Origin of the sequence: Enterococcus sp. DIV1283b (genome assembly GCF_051710965.1) — a bacterium.
GTDB lineage: Bacteria > Bacillota > Bacilli > Lactobacillales > Enterococcaceae > Enterococcus_B > Enterococcus_B lactis.
In genome coordinates this window covers 1,232,920-1,254,146 of the sequence record NZ_JBIOLR010000001.1, presented here as the reverse complement: position 1 = coordinate 1,254,146, position 21,227 = coordinate 1,232,920, and the positions used below count along the sequence as shown (strand labels likewise).

The following is a 21,227-nucleotide window of genomic DNA, read 5'->3' as shown; positions in this document are numbered from 1 at the left end:
GATTGAATGTGATTTCTGAAGAACTTTATTTTGAAGCTGCAGACCTTGCAAATGAACTCTCAGAAGAAGGGTAGTTTTTTTAAACACACCAAAATTAAACTTATCGCAAGAAACACAAAGCCCCAAAAAACAAATAGCTTGTACTTTTTTAAATATGTTTCTACCTTTATATAAGCAGTACACATTCAATACTCCTAGCAGTATTCTACCTAAAAAATTCAAATTTTCTCCTATTGTCACTTATAGCTCCTCATCCATTTGAATTTTAAACTTGTCTAGCGCTATGCCCAAAGATAATTATCATTTCTTCCATCTACTCGATCAAGGCCATCGCTTATAACAACAAATCCTGTTTTTGCTTAACGAAGCATTCAATTATTATCATGAAAACCAGCTTCTTCAATCGACTTCATTTCTTTTTTTAAATTCCAAAAAGAAGCAATACCAACCATCATTCCAATCATACTCAAAAATGCCCAAAAATATCTTTTTTGAAGAAGTAAAATGACCGAGAAAATAGCCATAATAATCGAACAGAATATGCCAATATTGATCAAATGATTGATTTTTTCTTTTGTTTTTCTTCGCATCCAAGTATACTCCTGTTATGCTAAAATATAATTGTCGTTCTTTCCATCAGCACGGTCCAACCCTTCTGCTAAGACTCCCCCGACTGATGTACTTGCAATTGTAAGTGCAATATTGAACATACTATTTAATAGACCACTTACTCCAATACCAATTTTAGCTAAAATTTGTCTTTCAACCATTCTAGTTATATTTGTTCTATTGTTTCTTAATAATGTTCTAACGGCTGAGACACTCCCACCAGTCGTCCATAGTCCAATTGCTATTAACCCTACATCAATGACACCAGCCACAAAACCAGTTGAGTTCCACCAATTTTTCCCTACGCCTCGCATTCTTGGATTGAATCCAATCATTGCTAAATACTGATTGATTGCTTGTTCCATTCTTAATTCATCTTCAGGTGTTAATAATATTTCTCCGTTTTCGTTAAATTTAGGTTGAACATCTCCATATTCTTCCTTGATTTTTTCAAGGGCTAGTTCGGAATTCTTTTTTTCTTCCGAGTAATAAACTGACAAGTCTTCAGAACTAAAATTGCTTTCACTATTCTGAGTTTCATCTAGAATCAACTCATTAGCTGAAATAATCATACTCCCACTTGTTGCTACTACGGACAAAACAAAAGTTACTGCTATTACACTAATCCACATTTTTAAGTCCAAATATTTCTTTCTCATTATGAATCCTCCAAAATTTAAATTTGCCTTATAAAGACAACATAACTATAAATTAATAACAAGTTTAATATTTTATAGCATCTTAAAAAGTTGTTTTAGACTCATAATCGTTACTATTTTTATATTCTATAAAAAAACAGTTTAAATTTTAAAAAATTCAAATTTAATTACCTTGTTGTCGAATTATCAGCTAGTCACGGTAATAGCAGATTTCTTCAATGTTTCTACAGATTTTCTACTAAATAGAACCTCTGATCCGACTCCTCCAAAACGCAGTGAAGAAGATCAGCTTGGAGACAGTATCCTTTCTCACTTCAGATTGAATACTGCAGATATGGAAGTAGAAGACATTGAAGAACTGGAAGAAGAATTAAATGAATATATGGACTTTTTAGTTCAACGTGCAAAAGCAAAGAAAAATAAAAAATAGCCAGGAGAATTATTGGATTGAATGTGATTTCTGAAGAACTTTATTTTGAAGCTGCAGACCTTGCAAATGAACTCTCAGAAGAAGTTAGTTATTACTGTTCAAAGAAAATGGAACATGTAAAATGCTACGATATTGAGAGCTATGTGAATGAAGTGGAAAATGTAGAATTCATCGATTACGACTGCAAAGATAACTTAAGTAAGAAAATGCTTGGTTCCATTACAAAAGTTCATGGCGAAATCATCATTACCACCAATCAACATTTAATGCTCGAACGCAAAAATTTTACAAAAATGCATGAGATCATCCATTATTATAGGGACATACCCTATCTTGGAGAATCTCATGCATTTTCTGACATGATTTTAGAAGATACATACTTGCCAGAAGACTATAAAAAAGAACTTCGAGCAAATATAGGTGCCAGCATCCTCATGGCGAATGATCAAGCTCTTCCCTACGCCCTAAGGAAGTTTAGAAATTTTAACGAAGTAGCCAACTACTTTTTCATGAGTAGAGCAGCACTACGAAAAAGAATCCTCCAGTACTTGGAATTTACTGGAGGATATACATCAGAAGAAGCCTATAAGTTATTTAAAAATTATTACTACAGGAATGAACTAGAAATACTTCAATATTTAGAGTAGGACTTGAGTACTTTAAGTTATAGTGTTTTCATTTTAATACTTCTTGATACTTTCTGTATGACCACAATAAGCTGCACAAGCATTAAAGTATTGTCCGGTTGTTCCATTCTGCCGTAGTATCATAACTCCTTTGTTACATTTAGGACAAATTTTTATATTTTTAGGCAAAGAACTCAATACTTGATATTTCAGCATCGTCTCTGGAATCAACTGATTTAATAGTTTTAAAAGTTCATATCTGCCATACCAATCGATTTTATGTGCTTTTTCATTTTCTGCTATTTGTTTATAAGCATAACTATTAAAAAAAGACGAAGTGATAAACATCTTTTTAGTCCAATTTTTATCAGATATTCCTGCAAAAATTTTTACGTCATTATCAGTGATCAATCGCTCCTCTTTCGTGCTATTTAAGCGCTTTGATTTTGCTTGAACAGCTATACGCTCATTTTCTTTAGTTAAAATCAAATCCACGCCACCATCGCCAGTATAGACACGCTTGTCTTTTTTATACCTTTTTTTAGTAATTTCAACTTCATATCCAGCCAACCGAAACACCGCGGCTAAAAACCTTTCAAAATGATCACCTTGCCTCACTCGATCTCGAATACTACTTCCAAAATCCCTATCCATATCGCTTACGAAATCTACAACAATTCTTTCATCATTGTTTAGTGAGAACGATACTTCTTCCAATCCCTTTTTTTCTTCTGGGATAATTTCTTGAACCTCTGTTTCATCTTCTGGCTGACTCGATTTTCCATTTAACTTCTGTAAAAATTTTAGAACCAATTTATTGTCTCCCTTCAAAAAGTTATATATCACTTTTTATTGTAAATTAATAACAAGAGTATTAATTTGTTTGACCACAAAAAAATGATTTTTTGTAAAAGGAAGATTGAACTTTAGAACAATATAAAAATGCATGAGATATTCCACTTTATAAAGATATACCCTTGAAGAATCTCATGCTTTTTTTGATATGAAATTTAAAAAAATTTACTTGCTAGAAAACTGTGAAAAAGTACTTCGTGCAAATGTAAGTGTCAGCATCCTCATGGCGAATGATTGAGCCCTTCCTTAAGCGTTAAAAAAAATTAGAAATTTTGACGAAGTAGCCAACTACTTTTTCCTGAGCAAGGCAGCACTACAAAAAAGAATCCTCCAGTATTTGGGATTTACTGGAGAAATGAACTAGAAATACTTTGTTATTTATCATAGAACTAAGTTTCACATAGAAGGCATAGCACCCATTAGCTTATTTTTCCCATAAAAATAAATTACGTTATTTCAGAAAAGCTATTTTCTCTTTTTTCAACGATCTTCAGCAATTTTTCTTTATCATCAGGTAACTCAAGTTCATGAATTCTAGCATGACAATTGGGGCATAACGCGATACAGTTTTCAATCACATCTTTTCCACCTTGCGACAAATATTCTATGTGGTGACAATGTAAATAAGGTACACCGTCTTTTATAAATGGTCCTTTTTCTTGGCAAAGTTGACAAATACCTTTTGCAAGTCGTTTAACATATTCAGATACGAAGGGATTACGTTTATATACTTTTGTTTTTGAGAAGAAAAACTCCTCTTTGTTAACATATTTTGCAGCCATTTTTTTGTTATAACTACTAATTTTTCTTGCTTCTTCTTCTAATTTAGTATCAGATAAATTATGAACATGCCTAGTTTGGCTTTTTTCCTGATTATATATGTCTTTATCTTCAATCAATTGCTCTTGATTTATTAAAGCTAAAGGAAATTTATATACTTTTCTTCTGTTACCCGAACTATCTTTTTCATTATCAGTATATATTTGTCCTGCTAAATATACTTCTCCCAAATACGTGTGTTCTTTTGGTTTAAATGTTTCAAATAAATGAATCTTTACAAAATTACTTTTTGAATTGGCTAAAACTTTATTTTGATTCTTGTCCAATACTTGATCCCCTTTTAGCCCCATACCGGTATATTGTAAAATACCATTTAACCACTTATCTTTATAAACATTACTTCCTGTTTGATCACTAAACAGTACAAGAGTATTAGTTTGATGAGATCTTCTCATTCCACCCTGTTTAGAACATTTAAACTTCTCTGAAATTTCTTTATTAGTATATACTCTACCAACTTCTAACTCGCCTAATATGTTTTTAGACCAATTTTCTCGCCATGCGATAATTTTATCAAGATTAAACATTTCTCCCTCTTTTGGCATGCCATTTCTAATTAAATCAGCTAATACACCAGTAGAAATATCTAATTTTTTTAGTAATTCTTTCTTAGTAATCAATGTTGGATTCATAGCAATGCAGCTCCTAATGATATCAATATAATTGGCATTAGATAACTTGAAAATCGAAAAATCTCATTTTATGTTCAAGTTATCTATAATATATAAAAACATCATTATTATACCTCATCTATGTTAATTTTTACTATTCCTATCTTAGCATATTCTTTATAGGTATATCAGAGCCAATCAAACTAAAAAATATCCGAAGTCTTCTTATGTAAAAAACGCCGGTTATTACTTAAATACGACTTATGTAAAACAATGGGTGACCCAATTATAAAATTTTATGGCGAATAACTTGGTAAACGTTACATATGGAAAGGTTTAGAAATTTTGAAAAAGTAGCTAGTTCCTTTTATACCTGAAAAGTAAACCTAATAAAAAAACACAACTAATTTTTAGCTGTGTTTTTAAGTTACAATAATTATCTATTTAATAGTCTTAGTTCATTAAAATAAAAAACTCAACTTTACAAGGATATGGTTTAAAAAATTTACTTATCCAACCCCACTAATTTACGCTGCTTACGATTTGCTTCATCTGCTACGTACTTCATTACTGTTTTAAATTCTTTCGCTGAGGCGTTTTCTGATAAATCAGCGATACTTTTATTATACTTCTTCACGATTTTTTGTACATGTTCTTTCTCAGTCATGTGATTCCTCCTCCAACTCTTTTGAGATATATTGTATCGGTAATACTAATGGAATATCTTTGTTAAGACAATGAAAAACTAGTTTTGGATTTTTTATTGCTTTTGCATTGCAGGTAATTCATTTTTATTTAGTTTATTCAAGTAAGGAATTATCATAATAGTACCAGCGACAAACGCAATTCCCTCTGTAATAGTCATTGACCAGATCAAACCGTTCAAACCATAGAAATGATGCAATAATAGAACAACAGGGATAAAGAGTGTTCCTTGGATTGTGGACATCACACCTGTTTGAGCACCTAAACCAGATGCTTGGAAGATTCCAGTGAACAAACCGGAAAAACCATTAAAGACAGAAGAAACCAATTGTGCAACTAAAATAGTGAGACCGACTTGAATTACACGAGGATCACTGGTAAATAAGCTCAATACTGGTACTCGGAACAGATAAGCAACAAGAGCAAAAATAATTGAAATTCCTCCAATCCATAAAGAAACTTCCTTCAATGCTTCTTTTAAACGTTTTGTATTAAGAGCAGAGAAACTGTAGGCAATTAATGGCATTACACCTAGAAATAGACCCATTGTTAAAAATTCTGGCAATTGAGTTATTCGAACGGCGATACCAAAACTTGCAACAACATTGTCCCCATATTCAGCAGAGAAATTATTCAATAACAAAGTTGTAACGATCATAAAAGCGGATTTGAACAGTTCTGAAACACCGATTTTGTAGATTTCTAGTTGATCCTTAACTAAAATTTTAAAGTGTTTTAAAAAACCTTTTAAGGAGTCGCTCTTATTTTCTAAGAACCAGACGTAATAAATAGTTGAAGCAATATTTGCAAGCACAATCGAAATCCCCGCACCGATCACATGCATATTGAATACCAAAATCAACAAAGCATCCAACACAATACTAACAGCGACGCTGATAAACATACCATACATCGATTCTTTTGATGCGCCTTCCGAACGAACTAATTGTTCCAAGGCAAAGTTTAAGATAAAAGCTGCACCACCAGCAAATAGAATCGTCGAATATTGTGTTGTGTAAAGTATTGTTTGACTGTCTGCTCCCAGCAAACGAATAAATGGATTCATAAATATGATAGCAATGATGCCAATGATTACGCCCAAAATGATACTTGCGTAGAAAGAATAACCAGCAACTTTTCGGCCTTTTTTGGTATCACCGCTGCCTAATAGACGCGTAATGAATGTTCCACCACCCACACCAAACATATTTCCAACAGCCATTAAAATGAGCGTGATCGGCATTGCTAAAGTAATCGCAGACATCATATTCGTATCATGGATCAATCCAATAAAATAAGCATTGATCAAATTATAGATTGTGGTCGCCGAGATACCAACCATCATTGGAATCGATAAATGAGCAATCGATTTTCGAATTGGGCTTTCTTTTAAGTAGTAAATATTTGATTCATTAATTTCAAATTCTTCCATGACAAGTCATTCCTTTTATTAGATTTATAATTGTTAGTTATCTAACTATTTAGCTGCAAGCAGTTGTTCTCTGCTTGCTGATCAAAGATTACGATCAATTTTTCTTAACAGCTCTATTAATTGTTGAACTTCTTCTTCACTTAATGCGTGTATTAGTTCTTTTTCTGCCGCATAAAAAGCTTCATTTGTTTCATCGACCAAAGCTTTGCCTTTAGGTAATGCGTATATATTCTTTTGCCGCTCATTGTCTTCTGGAATTCGACGTTCAATGTAACCTTTTTTCTCTAATCCCTGAAGCATGCTAGTGATGCTTGCACCACGACGTTGAAACACTTCCGCTAAATCTTTTTGGATCAATCCCTTGTCTTCATTTTGTGCAATATAAGAGATCATTCGCCCTTGTTGAGGACTGATATCCATGTCTTTGGTCCGTTGTTCCATGGATTCACGAGATTTGTTCATGATGGAACGCATCAAATTTGAAACAATCATTTTATCCAAAAAAAAATCCTCCTTTGCTAAAGATTAGATATCTAACTATTCGAAAAGAATATACACGCTTATAAAAGAAATGTCAAACAAAAAAAGTCAAATGCTAATAATTAGATTACTAATAATTAGAACTTGACTTTCATTTGTTGAAGAATAAAATAGAAGAAATCATTCACTTCCAGACGAAGAAATTTGTAAAACAGAACAGTAAAAGTCTTATCTCTTCTGTATAATAGTTAGTGATGGGAACAATATTTGGAGAACTTTTGAACTACGCTATCATAAAAAAACATCATTATAAAAAGGAAGACAAAAAATGAATATCAAAGAAGTCAGTCAAATGTATAGCATTACCTCACATACATTACGCTATTATGAAAAAATCGGGTTGCTTTCTCCCAAATATGCAGAAAATGGCTATCGCCAATATACTTATGAAGATCTGGAGCGATTGAATACTATTCGAGATTTGCGTTTCTTTAACCTTTCGCTTGAAGAAATCCGAAATTATCTTGATCAGAAAAATAAAGCTTTAACAAAAGAAATGCTCCAATTCGAGATTGCGAACGTACGTGAGCAAATCAACGTCCTTAAAGAAAAAGAGCATTTCCTAAATGAACGATTAGAGCTGATCGAATTAGCAGAAAAGAAAAAAACGTTGACCGTCGAAATTGTGACCCATCCGCCTCGCCAAATTATTTTAAGCCGGCAGACGGATACCACAGGAAAAAATCTCTACTTAGAGCTGAAAAAACTACACAAATTATTTGAAAAAAATCTGCATGCCAACAATCAAAATGTCTTCGGAACGCGGATGACACCAAACGGCGATGGTTTTAGACATCAAGTTTTTTACTGTCTAGATGGTGAACAAGCCCTTGAACATTCTACTACTTTACCTGCTGGCGATTACTTAACGATTTGTTATAGCGGCACCTACAAAAATCGCGACCTCGCCCTTCAGTTGTTAAAAAGTTATTTAGAAGAACACCAGTTAAAAGCTGCAGGCCCTTTCTATGAATTTTATTTACTCGACTTCTATGAAACAAATTTTCCTGAAGAATATATATCTGAGATTGAGATTCAATTATCCCCCGCTTAATGCCCGAAAAAAGGAGTAGTCCATAGAAACTACTCCTTTTTTATTTCTAACTTATTTTACAGATGAAGTATTTGAATCAAACGTTCTCGTGATTCTTTTCTCTAACTCCACAAGCAAAAATAGAATGGCAGAAGGCACGATGCTCATCATGAATTGACCTATGCTTAAAGGCGTTGTCTGGATAACTAATTGAAGCGGCGACAAGTAGACCATCGCTAATTGCAACGCTAGCATAGCTGTCAGGGACCAAATCAATGCACGATTTTTTGATAATGGATTACTAAAAGCAGAATCTGTCATTTCACGACAATTGATCATATAGAGTGCTTGTCCAAAAACAATAGCATTAATCAAGATCGTTTGACGTAAATTTTCCCCGCTAAATAAACTCATCGTGATAAACCCAAAAAGAGTAATCAAAAATCCAACATATATGATTCGGAATAATGTATACCTTGAAATGATCTTCTCAGTCATCAATCTTGGCTTACGGCGCATGATATCTTTGTGTGCTGGTTCAAACCCTAAAGCATAAGATAATGTAATTGAAGCAACTAAGTTTAACCATAAAATTTGGACAGTTGTAAGAGGTAATGGTAAATTTCCCAGAATGGAGAAAATCAATAATAATCCTTGTGCTAAACAAGTTGGCAAATAGAATAAGATTGTTTTCTTTAGGTTGTCAAAAATACGACGTCCTTCTTTTACCGCTTTGGCAATCGTCACGAAATTATCATCCACTAAAATCATGTCCGCCGCTTGCTTACTTACATCACTGCCTTTGATTCCCATGGCAATCCCGACATCCGCTTTTTTCAGCGCTGGTGCATCATTGACACCATCACCTGTCATTCCAACGATCTCACCTTGTTTTTGTAAATAGGACACAATGGATATTTTGTGGTCAGGAGTCGTTCTAGCAAAAACATCCGTGTTTTGAACAACCGCTTCCCATTCTTCTGGCGTTAACTGATTCAATTCTTCGCCAGTGATTGCTTGATAAGCGTTTTTCAATCCCAGCTGCTGAGCAATTGCTTTAGCTGTTGTTGGATGATCACCCGTAATCATCACTACCCGAACACCAGCTTGCTTACATTCTTTAACAGCTTTAATCGCTGATTCTTTAGGTGGATCAATAATCCCAGCCAGACCTGCCATCACTAACCCATTTATTGTATCGTGCGTAACAGCTTCATTTAAAGAAACATCTTTATATCCGAAAGCTAACACACGTTGTCCTTTTGAAGCAAAAGTTGAATTAGCTTCTTCCCAAGCCTCATGGTCAAAAGCTTGAACTTGATCATTAACAAGCTGGCTAGTTGCTTTAGTAAATAAAATATCGGGTGCTCCTTTAACGAAAATACGTTTTTTTCCGTCGATGATATGGATGGTCGCCATATATTTGTATGCTGAATCAAAAGGCAATACATCTATACATTCACGGCGAAGAACTTGCTGTTCATTTGTCCATTTCAATAACGCTAGCTCCGTCGCATTCCCTGTGATTGGGCACTTTGTATCGTAAAAATTTTGTGTTTCCTGGCAGTTTTGCATAATTTCAGAAAGAACTGATTTTCCATATGAATTTTGGCGCTCTTTGTCTGTTAAAAAAACAGTGTTTTGATTAACAAAAAGGGACGTTAATGTCATATCATTTTTTGTTAAAGTTCCTGTCTTATCTGAACAAATCACTGTCATCGAACCTAATGTTTCTACTGTAGGCAATGCTTTTACAATTGCCTTTTGTTTAGACATATTGTGGACACCAGAAGATAAAATAATCGTCAAAATCGACGGCAGCCCTTCTGGAATGGACGAAACGATTAACGCAATTATGGCAGAAAGAATATAAGTGAGACTCATCCCATAAACAAAGTAGCTGATTAATCCTAAAAGTAAGATAAAGAAACCGATCCCTTTGAAAATACTTTGATTCATTTCATTCACTTTTGTTAATAAAGGAGTTTCTTTCTCTTCGATTGTCTTTAAAGAATGATTGATCTTCCCAACCTCTGTTTCAGAGCCGATTGCAACGACAATTCCTTGACCTGTTCCTGATTGGACTTTTGTCCCGGAATAAGCCATATTTATTCGGTCTGCTAAAACAGTCTCTTCTGCTAAAGAATCCGTTTGTTTCTCAACAGGTTCTACCTCTCCTGTTAAAATTGCTTCATCTATTTTCAACTGATTCACAGTTATCAGACGCAAGTCAGCTGGAACCACATCGCCTGGTTTTAAATAAACTCGATCGCCAACAACTAATTCTTCTGTATCAATAGTTTTTCGTCCCTGTTCTGTTTCAATCGTTGCACTAGCACTTAATAATTTGGAGATTCCGCTCAACGATTCATCTGCTTTGCGTTCTTGATAATAGCCGATTGCTGCATTTAGCACGACGACTAATAAAACGATTATTCCTTCAACAAAACTTCCTGTCACGAATTTCAAGAAAGATGCCCCGATCAATACATACATCAACGCATCGTGGAAATAAGCTAAGAATTTTTTCCATTCTGGCACAGAATCCGCTGCTTCTAGTTTATTTTTGCCAAACTGTTCTTGTTTGATCTTTCGTTCCTTTTCTGTAATCAGAGAAATACCTGTTTGTGCTTTTGTTTCTTCTATTGATAAATAATGCCAATTTTTCATTTTTATCCCTCCATCTTCTTTTCTATTACAGGATAAAGGTTAGAGTCGCTATAAGGTCAACCCATTATTTAAAAAAATCGACTTGTGCTATTTAATTCTTGTTTTTGTAAACAAAAAACATGCTGTAAGCATGCGGCCTGAGCAATAAAAAAATCTAGTCAATCCTCTTAATTCGAGAGTTTTAACTAGATTTCGCTTATTATTTTTTGTAAATCACAGTACTATTAAATTAATAACCAAACATTTTCTGGTGCGGCTGATTCACAGACTCAGTTAAAGCACCTGCATCACATACCCTGTCATTTCATCTGAGGTTTGCCAATTCTCTGTACATTGCTTCATATGCATTAAATGAATCATTGATTCGTAAAATCCTGTTCATTTTGTTAATCTAATTTCATATATAAAAGTGGATACGGATTACCTTGTTCATCTACTTCTGTTCTTTTATATATCTCAAATCCCATATGTTCATAGAAACCTTTAGCAAGAGGATTTTGTTCATTCACGGCTAAATCATTGATTGAATATTTTTCTATGCCATATTCAAGCAATTTTTTCCCCACGCCTTTCCCTCTTTCTTCCGGAGAAATAAAGAGCATTTCAAGCTGCTTCTCTGCAATACCCATAAACCCTACAGGAATTTGATTCTCATTTTCTGCAATAACCAAATGAGGGATTTCTTTTAATGCTTGCGGTACATAGTTCTTGATTTCTTTTACTTCTTTCTCGGATAGAAAAAAGTGTGTTGCTTTTACAGAATTTTCCCATATCACTAATAACTGATCGATCAGCAATGTATTTCTGTCTTTTACCTCTACAATTTTCATTTTCTATTCTCCATAAATCCAATTTTTTTCATTGTAACAAAGGAAAAAGAAAAAATGAAGACCTGTAATTTTATCCTACTACAGTCAATAGCAATAGGTAAGTCTTTGAAAGTTGTTTATTTTTGCAAATAATAAGCATGTCATTCTCCAACTTTTCCCCTGCTCCACACCGTACGTGAGACTTTCACCTCATACGGCGTTCCAACTAGTTCTTTTATTAGTGAATTTCAGTTAAATTACAGTGTTTACGTAGCTTGTTAATTCTTTCCAATGCTTTTGCATTTGGTTTTACTAAATCCAAGTACATTCCAATCGTTTCCTTTCTAGTCGCATGGATTAATTTGTGTACCCATTCATGTACAATAATTAAATTATCAAACGAGTCATTTTTGCCATACTCCTTTGGAACAATATGATGGCAGTGGGCGGCCTCTGCAGTCAGAAATTGCTTTGTGACTGCACATTTACCTCTCTGCATTGAATACTTGGACAATTTATTGTCGGAATATTCTATGCTCGAACTATTTAGAGCCGAATAACTCATTTTGATTATCTCTGTTTGAATGGTTAGTTTTTGCGCTTTTATCAAGGATAGTCTCCCATTTGGAGTAAAGTTGTTTACTTCAGGTTTAAAGTAACTAAGCTTTTTCCATTTTATTTGGCAAATAGGAAACAAGTACAACCCTTTGATAATAAAAGTTCTCTGAGTTGTGCTGTATAAATTCCTGTATGCTAATGGTGGACTCCTTGGTTTTTCATATTTTCCGAAAGGAAGTAACCGATTATACATTGTTGGTAAGCAGGAATAGTATAGTTCCGCAAAGTCTTTATTTATTAAAGTCGCTTTGCAGTAATAATTTTGAATACCTCGAACAAACGAATTATATTTAATTATATTCGATTTTGCCGGGTTTTCTTGTATCAGTTTTATCCTATTCTTAACTTCTTTTTTCAACCTTTTTAGTGATTTCCTTGAAACTCTTGAGATTGTTTTGTATTTTTCACGGTGTTTTTGCACCCTTAATTCAAAACCTAAGAATTCGGAATATCTTTTCCTAAGATTGGTTATCCTCGATTTTTCCATTGATATTTCAAGTTTTAATTCGTTGTGAATGTACCCACGTACCGCATGGAATATCTTTATGGCGTTGCGAGGACTGTTTGTATATATTTTGAAGTCATCTGCATATCTTACAATATGCATTTCTTTTAATCTGGTTGTTTTTAGAGCTCGATAGAGGTTATTTGCATTCGAGTATCGATATTTACTTTCAAAGTTTTCCCATTGATTGGCGATCCACCAATCTAACGAGTTTAGTACCACGTTCGATAGTAATGGACTTAATATCCCGCCCTGGGGACATCCCTTATACTGGACACCTAATTTGTCAACCGGCGCTTTTAACATTTTAGATATTATCGCTAGGACTCTTTTATCTGTAACACCAATAGTAAAGAGTTGCTTCAACAATTTTGTATGATTAACATTGTCGAAAAATCCTTTTATATCAATATCTATCACGTAATGACAATGGCATCGATGTGCAAGAAGATTACATCTAGCAATGGCATGTTCAGTTGACCTGTTTGGACGAAAGCCATAAGAATGCTTATAGAACTTAGCTTCACAGATTGGTTCAAGAACCTGCTTGAACATCTGTTGAATAATTCTGTCTCTCATTGTAGGGATTCCTAAAGGTCGCATTTTTCCATTAGGTTTTGGTATCTCAACTCGTTTTACAGCTTGTGGTGTATAGGAACTCAGTTCCTTTCTAATATATCCCACAAATTTTTCTGCATTGACGAATTTAAAATTATCAATCGTTAATTCGTCTGTTCCCGCTGTTTTGGACCCCTGATTTGATTTAATCATTCTATAAGCAAGAAGAATATTTTGCTTAGATGTGATTATTTCATACAAATCGATTCCTTTAGTTCTTCCTTCGGTGCTTTTCTTAAACAACCAATCAAAAGTCGATTGCATATTATAGTACTCAATATATTTTAGTTTCTCTGCACTCACCGATGGTTTAATCTCCTATATTGATTATTCCCATCCTCTTACCAGACCCTGTGAGTTTCATTTAACTGTATTCACTTGTCAAAATTCTAGTCTTGGGGCTATCCCTCCACCACTTGTTATCGTGGTTTCTTAGGTACTGTGCCCCTACTCTCGCAAGAACGAAAGAATTTCAGCATTTGCTTTATATCCACCACCCTGATATCAGTCATTATGGGTGTTTCTTGCTTTCCACGTTCCAATTATTCTAGCTGTTCATCTATCTTTAGGTGCTCACTTTAAGCCTGAGTATTACTATAGAATCATTGTCTTCTATCCCGATTTTCATATCTTTGACTTTTACTCGTCGGTGATACTCGTTGCGCACACAACCTTATATTCTTTCGAATACGTCTATTTTTTAGACCCGTACATTCGCGAGTTCGTCAGTTTTCCGTTAAAAACATTCTCACCATAGATAGTTTATAGCGTCCCGGCATATCCTTTACCGTATGAATCAGCTACTTCACTTAGGTATTGTTCTGCCGTCTTCACCTAGCTTCACACCCCGATGTGCTGATACACATTGACGCATGTAGGAGTATTAGACCAGTTGTTTCAGCCAACATGACGGCTTTCATTCCAACTGTTGAATAATTAGTTATCATTAGTCCTTACATGGATTAATGTTCCTATTTCGTGCTACGCACTTATTAGGAAACGTGTCGCACCAATAAAAATGTATTACTCAATAATTTTCAGCCACAGTAATAGCAGATATGCTCGCAAAATGGGATAAGGATGTTCGCAGAAACTTTATTTTCTGCGGCTTTCACTATTTTCTTAATGAACTGGTTACATGGTTATATATATCATGCTGAGTGTTTGACACATTTTATTGTTTCTTTTTTATAAATACTTTTTGCCTTCCAGTTTCTTTTTAGATTGTATTCAAATAAATAGAGAAGCTAATCAGATCCTCTACTTATGAGACCAGTTAATTTTTCTCTTTTGGTACTCAATTTTTCCATCAAACGAAGAAACTTTCCGAGAGTGTCTTTTTAATTCGAATAGATTCGCAGAATAGAAACCATAGTAGATTTTCTAACTCAATTTAAGGTTACTTCATAGATAGTAACGCTGCGGCAACTAGTTCTTTTGTCATACGCGTATGCAAAATGTTATAATGCTAGTAAATAAAGTTGGCTGCCTATGTACTCTGTCTAAAACTTAAGAATTGTTGTTTCCTCTGTCGCTATCCAAATTTAATGAATGTCTGTATATTAAAACTGTTGTCCTTGTCATAGATAATAAAGGAGAGCTTGAAAATGAAAACTGCGATTACGTTTCTATTAGAGGATTATGCCGATTGGGAAGGTGCTTATATTACTAGCACACTAAACCAAAATGAGGGATGGCAAAATAAAACTGCCTCTATCCAATCAGAGGTCACTTCCATTGGAGGACTAAAAACAAAAATCGATTATTTAATCGAACAAATACCTGAAAAAATTGACCTCTTTATTATGATTGGTGGCAATTCATGGGACATAGAAAACCACCATTTACATTTAATAATCGATAAATTTTTAAAAACAGGCGTACCAGTAGCTGCTATTTGTGGGGCAGTTGATTATTTAGCACAGAGCGGATTATTGCAAGGTTACAAACACACCGGAAATGCGCAATTTCCTTGGTTAGAATCGGAAAATTATCAAAATAAAGAAGATTTTATAGAACAACAAGCTGTGAAAGATCATAACTTGATTACCGCGAATGGAACAGCTCCTATAGAATTCACAGATTTGATTCTTCAAGCAGTCCATTTTGAAACAGAAGAAATAAGACAAAAAACGATTCGTCTATACAAACTTGGATACTATGATTACTATAAAAAGTACGGAGACCCTTTCTCCTAAACATTCTCTTCAATTGGATACTCTTATCAATGTTGTGACAAGCAATCTAACAATGATTGCTTGTCACACTTTTTTATGGTATTTATCAAAGAAGATACACTCTATTTATGTTCACTATAGAAGATCCCATTAATTTACAAATTTATATATCGTGTTAAACTTTTTCTCTTATCTTTCTATTTTAAATTAAAAATGGAGAACCAACTTATTAACTCATTCGAAAAAGCAAAAATATTGCTAGCAGACTAATGGTTCCTATAAAAATTGTGCTAGATAAAACTAGTACTTTGCTGTATATAGTGGACTTCTTCCCACATTTTTTTAAACTTCTTACATAGAGAAAAGCTAAAAGAGCTCCTATTAAATTTCCTGTTATAACTTGTTGGACAACCGTAAATTGTAGGTATATTCTTAACAAGCTGGTTTCAATTGTTCTTTTTTCTAAAAAATAAAGAATACTTGCTTGAAATAACATTAAAAAAGGAAATAAGGACCCAAGAGCGATATATGGATTATGGAAAAAAGCTTCGTGTATCATTCCATTCATTCTGATCGTCATTAATATAGCATAGAAATAAAAAAGGGAAGCTGCAGCTATCCAATAACCAAGTAAAATGTGTTTCCAGAGTCTTTCTATCCTGTCTCTTCTCATCTAGCTCTCCTCTCTCAGCGTATATACACCATAAGCACGAGCTAAATAATCCGCTAAGCAACTCAAGCTGATCAATGATTGAAATGGTTTATTTTCTTTTCCAAGGATAAAGCAATTACAATAATAATTTAAATGATAAGTACTATGGCGTGCGAAATAATTATCTCCAGCTGCAGTAATGGTCAAAACTGGAATTTTCTGTAATTCAAAGGCAGTCAGATTTTCTTTGACCTCTTGTGTTTCACCGCTCAAAGAAACAATAATGACCATATCTTCTAATGTTATCAGTGGCATGGCCATATCAAACTCCGTCTTATTTGGCAATACCATTACTCTCTTTCCAATGCCTAGCATCATTTTATAAAACTCATCAATTACTTTCTTTTGTGAAAATCCCGTTGCATAGCAATAAATCATCTTACTTCGGTCTAAGCATTGAAGGATTGGCTTTAAGTTGACAGCCTTCATATAATGAAGCGTCTGCTGGATATCTTCCAGTTGTTTTTCAAAAATGTCTTCTTGTGTTCTAAGTCCATTTTCTTTATTTTTTACATGTCGTAAAAAATATTTGAACTCAGAATAACCAGAAAACCCCAATTTCTTAGTTGTTCTCATAATGGAAGATTTTGAGACATAAAGTCTCTCCGCTAAGTCAGTTATTTTCAAATTTTGTATCAAGCTAGGATCCGATAAAATAAAGTTCAAGATTCCTCGGTCTAGTTCGCTTAATTTTTCTGCATGTTGATGAATCAATTTTTCTAGTTCCATACTATCCCTCCTCTATTATTAGTATATGCAATAACATGAAACTATTTTTTAATAGAGGAGGACCACGATGTATTTGGGATACTGCTATTTCAATTCAGGCCAGTATTCTTGGTTTACACTCACCAGATCATCCAATAGATCTTTTGCAATTTTTGCGTTTGGAACAATCTTTGATAATGTCAGTGCTTGCCATAATTTCTGATAAGACCTTTCTTCCCAAGCTTCGACTACTAATTTTTCGACAGCTACTTGTTGTTCCATCAACCCCTTTTGGAAGCGTGGAATCTTTCCTTGTATCAATGGTTCTGGTCCATTGCTGCCAACTATACAGGGTATTTCTACCATCGCCGACTCATCAAAATTCTCGATAGCTCCGTTATTAGGTACGATCAGCAACATCCTTTCATGAGTGTTATAGGCGATTGCTCGTGCTAAATCAACTATATAGCTAGCATGTTCATCGATTTCCAGTATTGTATTTTCTGCTGAACCACTATTAGTGATACGATCACATTCATTAAATACTTGTTTTTCGCGTCCAACCATCACTTCATTTGCACGCGTAAACTCTGGGTTAGTGTGCGCTACTTCATCTTGCGGATAAAAGTAATATTTCAAATAAGTGTTAGGAAGAGTAGTAGGGTCAATGTCATATACTTCTTTTGCTTTCATAAATGTATGTTTCCAACTTGCATCGGTTTGTTGTGATTCTTGAGATTCCGATGGTAGAGCGTAACCAAACTGACTAACATATTCTTGAATTTTAGGCATCAAATCATTTCCTTCTGTATCTCGGATATCCGTCCACCAACCAAAATGATTCAAGCCATAGTAGCGTACGACCATTTCTTTGCGTGAAGCTAAGCCGATAGCTTGAGCCATACGCTCTTCAATTCCCACCGGCATATCACATATATTGATGATCTTTGCTTTAGGACGTAATTTTCGAGTCGCTTCTGCCACGATCGCCGCTGGATTAGAGTAATTGAGCATCCACGCATTTGGTGAATATTTTTCCATATAATCTATCAACTCTAAAACACCGCCAATTGAACGCATCCCATAAGCAATTCCGCCAGGTCCACAAGTTTCCTGACCAACTACCCCATACTTGAACGGAATTTTTTCATCTTTTTCCCGCATCGCATATAAGCCAACACGAATATGTGCCATAACAAAATCAACATCAGTGAATGCTATTTCTGGATCAGTAGTGGCTGTAAACAAAATATCTGGTGCTCTTTCCTTCAATAAAATCTCACACGCAGAAGCAATACGTGCTTGTCTTTCCTCCAGATTGTCATAAAATTTGATTTGCCGGATAGGAAATTTATCCAGATGTTTCAAAAGCATCAAAACAATTCCAGGAGTAAATGTACTCCCTCCGCCGGCAATCGTGATTGAAAATTTTTTCATATTAACATTCCCCTTTCTATTTGTCTGTTAAGATTTTTGTGAAACTATTGTTCTATTTCTAATAAACGTTCAAATTGTTCACGTACTTGTGGCACGTCCAAACCAACTATTACTTGAAAAGCATTGCCGTTTCTCACTACACCGTGTGCTCCACCTTCTTTAAAAATCGTATCTTCTAAAACCAACGTTTTATTTTTTACAGTTATTCTCAAGCGTGTAGCACAATTTGTGACTTTTTCAATATTTTCGGCCCCTCCAAAACCTTCTAAATAAATAGCAGCTTGATTCTCATATACATTTTCAATTTCTGTTTTTGAAGTTTTCCCCTGTTTTTCTTTGTAATCTTTTTTAGTATATAATTTAATAGCGTCGGTATTCTCTTCTCTCCCCGTAGTGGCAATATCAAATTTGAGAATCAGGTATCGGAACACAATAAAATAGATTCCTGTAAAAGCTAGACCAATCACTAGTTGGGTAAAGATCATTCCTTTATGGTTTTGAAATAATGGAATCCATACTTTCACGAACAAGTCAATAAACCCACCACCAATATCCCCTACCACACCAAAACCATACATCATTGCCGCCATTGTAGCAGCCAAAAGTGAATGAACAGCAAATAATGGTGGAGATATAAATAGAAACGTAAACTCTAATGGCTCAGTGATACCTGCCAAAACAGCTGTCAAAGTGGCGGGGATCAGGATCGTCAGCACTTTTTTCCTATTCTCAGGTCTTGCAGTGAAGTAAAACGCTGCGGCAATACCTGGAGAAGCGAATATCTTTGAATTCCCGTGCAAAGCAAAACCGCCTTCTGGAAAAAGCTGCTTAAGTGGCTGTTCGCTGCGAGCAAACTCCTGAAGATGTGTCATCCAGTATCTCGCAATCCCTTCTTCTACTACTGCTGGCCCAAACGCAAACGGTGCGTAAATAAAATGATGTAAGCCGGTTGGAATCAAAATACGTTCTAAAAAAGTGTAAAGCCAGACACCAAATATACCAGCACCCGCTAAGAAACCTTGCAATGAACTGATTGCCGACTGGATCTTAGGCCAGATAAGGCAGATCAAAAATGCAATAGGCAACATGATGAAAAAACTAATAATCACAACAAATGATGACCCTTGGTAGATCCCTAAAAAATCCGGCAGCTTTTTATCAAAGAATCGATTATGCAGATACACTACAACAGCTGAAATCAAGATTGCCCCTATAATTCCTGTATCCAATGTTTTGATACCCGCAATCATTTTCAGTCCACTTGCGCCGCCCGGATCGGCAGAAAAATCAACACCAAAAAATCCGCTATAAAAGCCTAACATGGTAGAAATGAAATAATTACAAGTAATATAGACTACAAATGCTTCCATCGCTGCTCTAGCACTTGCTTTTTTAGCTAATCCGATAGGTAATCCAATAACAAACAACAACTCCATTTGATTGAATACGGTCCAAGCACCACTTTCAACCACTGACCAGATCGAATACCATGCTGTTCCTTCTGTAGCAATACTCCCCACTAACATTGGGTTTTTGAAGATGATACATAAAGCCACCATGATCCCCGAAAAAGAAAAGAGCAAAACCGGTGTAAACATAGCTCCGCCAAAGCGTTGAATCTTTTCCATTATCATAATAAGTCAACTCCTTCCATACACATCTTGTGTCGCAGATTTAGTATAAGCACAAAAGAAATCGGTTACAATAGCTATTACACATTAAGAAACTTGATTTCAATAATAGTTCTTAGGTAGCATATAATGGGAAATTTCCCTAAATACATAAATAAAAGACAGATTTAATCAATGTATAGAAATTTTTGTCTATGCTTCTCCTTTAACCAGAGAAATTTAGAATTATGCTATACTAGTATTAATTAAAGTGGCGAGGTGTTTTATATGAAAAAGTTAGGGTTTATTTTAGCGTCGATCTCCTTATTCCTTGTAGGATGTACATCTGCTAGTAAAGAAACCAGTGAGTCATCTGCGACCGCAGTCAAAAGTTCCATCAGACAAACTAGTTCAGCTGAAAAATCAAGTACAGAGAAATCAGCTTCTTCTGAATCGAATACATCTTCAACCACCAGCAAACTTTCAGAGTCTAACCCTTCTTCTATATCTAGTGGTACAGTTGACACGAGTCTTTCTTCTTCTACAGCAGACACATCCTTCTCACAGTCTTCTCAGTCAGTAGATCCGTTAGCAGGATATTCTGATCTGCAAATTGAGTATGCACGCGTTTGGTTGGCTGTCAAGGGTAATACTTTTAAAGATGCATCAGGTGATTTTGAACTACATGTTATTCATTATCCGGCAGGAACACCTATCAATCCCTATGATGCAGGGAGCGTAGGTTATCCAAAAGACGTAGTTATGCTTACTGGAAAATACGGCTACCAGGGAATTTTAGTGTATTCTAGTAACCACGACGGAACGATCACTAGTTATCCAGTTCCTTCACATTGGCAAATGCCTGCAGATCAAGCCTCTGATCCAGCATTCATTAAAAAAACAACTCAAGAAATCATTGATCATGCATCTGTGGTTGCTATTCCTACAGGCAACCCCAATGACGTGAAACAGTTAATCGATGTGACAGTTATAGATAATTAGACTTTCTAATAGATCATAGGA

General features: G+C 34.8%; 19 protein-coding genes. 5 read left to right on the top strand and 14 right to left on the bottom strand.

Annotated elements, in window-relative coordinates; all coding sequences use genetic code 11:
- Window positions 1-371: 371 nt before the first annotated feature.
- Both IGJ53_RS06190 and IGJ53_RS06185 read right to left on the bottom strand, forming a co-directional pair.
- Window positions 372-590: a hypothetical protein gene (locus IGJ53_RS06190; RefSeq protein WP_010732437.1), complete on the bottom strand. Its 219-nt coding sequence runs from the start codon at window positions 588-590 to the stop codon at window positions 372-374.
- Between the two features lie 15 nt (window positions 591-605).
- A complete protein-coding gene (locus tag IGJ53_RS06185) occupies window positions 606-1,268 on the bottom strand; it encodes a hypothetical protein (protein WP_259741588.1) in 663 nt (220 codons plus the stop codon).
- A 175-nt stretch (window positions 1,269-1,443) separates the two neighbouring features.
- Here IGJ53_RS06185 and IGJ53_RS06180 point away from each other — a divergent pair, with 175 nt between their 5' ends.
- Window positions 1,444-1,698 carry a hypothetical protein gene (locus tag IGJ53_RS06180; protein WP_002316334.1) on the top strand — a complete coding sequence of 85 codons (255 nt, stop codon included), beginning with the start codon at window positions 1,444-1,446 and terminating at the stop codon, window positions 1,696-1,698.
- Between the two features lie 17 nt (window positions 1,699-1,715).
- Window positions 1,716-2,345 (top strand): ImmA/IrrE family metallo-endopeptidase, encoded by a 630-nt coding sequence (locus IGJ53_RS06175; RefSeq protein ID WP_438749849.1) that lies wholly within the window; start codon window positions 1,716-1,718, stop codon window positions 2,343-2,345.
- A gap of 33 nt (window positions 2,346-2,378) precedes the next feature.
- Here the strand turns inward: IGJ53_RS06175 and IGJ53_RS06170 are convergent, their stop codons facing one another.
- From IGJ53_RS06170 to IGJ53_RS06150, 5 genes are all read right to left on the bottom strand, one after another.
- Window positions 2,379-3,137 carry a restriction endonuclease gene (locus IGJ53_RS06170; protein WP_259741587.1) on the bottom strand — a complete coding sequence of 253 codons (759 nt, stop codon included), beginning with the start codon at window positions 3,135-3,137 and terminating at the stop codon, window positions 2,379-2,381.
- 488 nt (window positions 3,138-3,625) lie between these two features.
- Complete coding sequence (locus tag IGJ53_RS06165; RefSeq protein WP_438749847.1) at window positions 3,626-4,651, bottom strand: HNH endonuclease; 1,026 nt, start codon at window positions 4,649-4,651, stop codon at window positions 3,626-3,628.
- Window positions 4,652-5,135: 484 nt separating this feature from the next.
- Complete coding sequence (locus IGJ53_RS06160) at window positions 5,136-5,297, bottom strand: hypothetical protein (RefSeq protein WP_259741585.1); 162 nt, start codon at window positions 5,295-5,297, stop codon at window positions 5,136-5,138.
- Between the two features lie 93 nt (window positions 5,298-5,390).
- Window positions 5,391-6,767, bottom strand: coding sequence for an MATE family efflux transporter (locus IGJ53_RS06155; protein WP_259741584.1), 1,377 nt, complete (start codon window positions 6,765-6,767; stop codon window positions 5,391-5,393).
- Window positions 6,768-6,848: 81 nt separating this feature from the next.
- Window positions 6,849-7,268: a MarR family winged helix-turn-helix transcriptional regulator gene (locus IGJ53_RS06150; RefSeq protein ID WP_098041612.1), complete on the bottom strand. Its 420-nt coding sequence runs from the start codon at window positions 7,266-7,268 to the stop codon at window positions 6,849-6,851.
- A gap of 307 nt (window positions 7,269-7,575) precedes the next feature.
- Between IGJ53_RS06150 and IGJ53_RS06145 the strand changes: the two genes are divergently transcribed.
- Complete coding sequence (locus IGJ53_RS06145; RefSeq protein WP_438749844.1) at window positions 7,576-8,361, top strand: MerR family transcriptional regulator; 786 nt, start codon at window positions 7,576-7,578, stop codon at window positions 8,359-8,361.
- Window positions 8,362-8,412: 51 nt separating this feature from the next.
- Here the strand turns inward: IGJ53_RS06145 and IGJ53_RS06140 are convergent, their stop codons facing one another.
- The 3 genes from IGJ53_RS06140 to ltrA form a co-directional block, all read right to left on the bottom strand.
- Entirely contained in the window at window positions 8,413-11,010 is a 2,598-nt protein-coding gene (locus tag IGJ53_RS06140) for an HAD-IC family P-type ATPase (protein ID WP_259741583.1), read from the bottom strand.
- 386 nt (window positions 11,011-11,396) lie between these two features.
- Window positions 11,397-11,840 carry a GNAT family N-acetyltransferase gene (locus IGJ53_RS06135; RefSeq protein WP_259741582.1) on the bottom strand — a complete coding sequence of 148 codons (444 nt, stop codon included), beginning with the start codon at window positions 11,838-11,840 and terminating at the stop codon, window positions 11,397-11,399.
- A 217-nt stretch (window positions 11,841-12,057) separates the two neighbouring features.
- Complete coding sequence (gene ltrA, locus IGJ53_RS06130; RefSeq protein WP_438749841.1) at window positions 12,058-13,863, bottom strand: group II intron reverse transcriptase/maturase; 1,806 nt, start codon at window positions 13,861-13,863, stop codon at window positions 12,058-12,060.
- 1,304 nt (window positions 13,864-15,167) lie between these two features.
- On the opposite strand from ltrA, the gene IGJ53_RS06125 reads away from it, so the two are divergent.
- Window positions 15,168-15,758 carry a type 1 glutamine amidotransferase family protein gene (locus IGJ53_RS06125; RefSeq protein ID WP_010732425.1) on the top strand — a complete coding sequence of 197 codons (591 nt, stop codon included), beginning with the start codon at window positions 15,168-15,170 and terminating at the stop codon, window positions 15,756-15,758.
- Window positions 15,759-15,966: 208 nt separating this feature from the next.
- Here the strand turns inward: IGJ53_RS06125 and IGJ53_RS06120 are convergent, their stop codons facing one another.
- The 4 genes from IGJ53_RS06120 to IGJ53_RS06105 all read right to left on the bottom strand — a co-directional run bounded on the left by IGJ53_RS06120 (window position 15,967) and on the right by IGJ53_RS06105 (window position 20,228).
- Window positions 15,967-16,410 carry a hypothetical protein gene (locus tag IGJ53_RS06120; RefSeq protein WP_010732424.1) on the bottom strand — a complete coding sequence of 148 codons (444 nt, stop codon included), beginning with the start codon at window positions 16,408-16,410 and terminating at the stop codon, window positions 15,967-15,969.
- Window positions 16,411-17,178 (bottom strand): MurR/RpiR family transcriptional regulator, encoded by a 768-nt coding sequence (locus IGJ53_RS06115; protein WP_259741581.1) that lies wholly within the window; start codon window positions 17,176-17,178, stop codon window positions 16,411-16,413. It abuts the gene before it with no gap.
- A gap of 84 nt (window positions 17,179-17,262) precedes the next feature.
- Window positions 17,263-18,594: a 6-phospho-alpha-glucosidase gene (locus IGJ53_RS06110; RefSeq protein ID WP_259741580.1), complete on the bottom strand. Its 1,332-nt coding sequence runs from the start codon at window positions 18,592-18,594 to the stop codon at window positions 17,263-17,265.
- A 44-nt stretch (window positions 18,595-18,638) separates the two neighbouring features.
- Complete coding sequence (locus IGJ53_RS06105) at window positions 18,639-20,228, bottom strand: alpha-glucoside-specific PTS transporter subunit IIBC (protein ID WP_311135305.1); 1,590 nt, start codon at window positions 20,226-20,228, stop codon at window positions 18,639-18,641.
- Window positions 20,229-20,492: 264 nt separating this feature from the next.
- On the opposite strand from IGJ53_RS06105, the gene IGJ53_RS06100 reads away from it, so the two are divergent.
- On the top strand, window positions 20,493-21,206 hold the full coding sequence (locus IGJ53_RS06100; protein WP_259741579.1) for a hypothetical protein: 714 nt from the start codon (window positions 20,493-20,495) through the stop codon (window positions 21,204-21,206).
- The last annotated feature ends 21 nt before the right edge of the window (window positions 21,207-21,227 follow it).

Coding starts and splice junctions, on each gene's coding strand:
- IGJ53_RS06190 (WP_010732437.1), bottom strand. CDS start 590: ATGCGAAGAAAAACAAAAGAAAAAATCAATCATTTGATCAATATTGGC.
- IGJ53_RS06185 (WP_259741588.1), bottom strand. CDS start 1,268: ATGAGAAAGAAATATTTGGACTTAAAAATGTGGATTAGTGTAATAGCA.
- IGJ53_RS06165 (WP_438749847.1), bottom strand. CDS start 4,651: ATGAATCCAACATTGATTACTAAGAAAGAATTACTAAAAAAATTAGAT.
- IGJ53_RS06160 (WP_259741585.1), bottom strand. CDS start 5,297: ATGACTGAGAAAGAACATGTACAAAAAATCGTGAAGAAGTATAATAAA.
- IGJ53_RS06155 (WP_259741584.1), bottom strand. CDS start 6,767: ATGGAAGAATTTGAAATTAATGAATCAAATATTTACTACTTAAAAGAA.
- IGJ53_RS06145 (WP_438749844.1), top strand. CDS start 7,576: ATGAATATCAAAGAAGTCAGTCAAATGTATAGCATTACCTCACATACA.
- IGJ53_RS06140 (WP_259741583.1), bottom strand. CDS start 11,010: ATGAAAAATTGGCATTATTTATCAATAGAAGAAACAAAAGCACAAACA.
- IGJ53_RS06135 (WP_259741582.1), bottom strand. CDS start 11,840: ATGAAAATTGTAGAGGTAAAAGACAGAAATACATTGCTGATCGATCAG.
- IGJ53_RS06125 (WP_010732425.1), top strand. CDS start 15,168: ATGAAAACTGCGATTACGTTTCTATTAGAGGATTATGCCGATTGGGAA.
- IGJ53_RS06120 (WP_010732424.1), bottom strand. CDS start 16,410: ATGAGAAGAGACAGGATAGAAAGACTCTGGAAACACATTTTACTTGGT.
- IGJ53_RS06115 (WP_259741581.1), bottom strand. CDS start 17,178: ATGGAACTAGAAAAATTGATTCATCAACATGCAGAAAAATTAAGCGAA.
- IGJ53_RS06110 (WP_259741580.1), bottom strand. CDS start 18,594: ATGAAAAAATTTTCAATCACGATTGCCGGCGGAGGGAGTACATTTACT.
- IGJ53_RS06105 (WP_311135305.1), bottom strand. CDS start 20,228: ATGATAATGGAAAAGATTCAACGCTTTGGCGGAGCTATGTTTACACCG.
- IGJ53_RS06100 (WP_259741579.1), top strand. CDS start 20,493: ATGAAAAAGTTAGGGTTTATTTTAGCGTCGATCTCCTTATTCCTTGTA.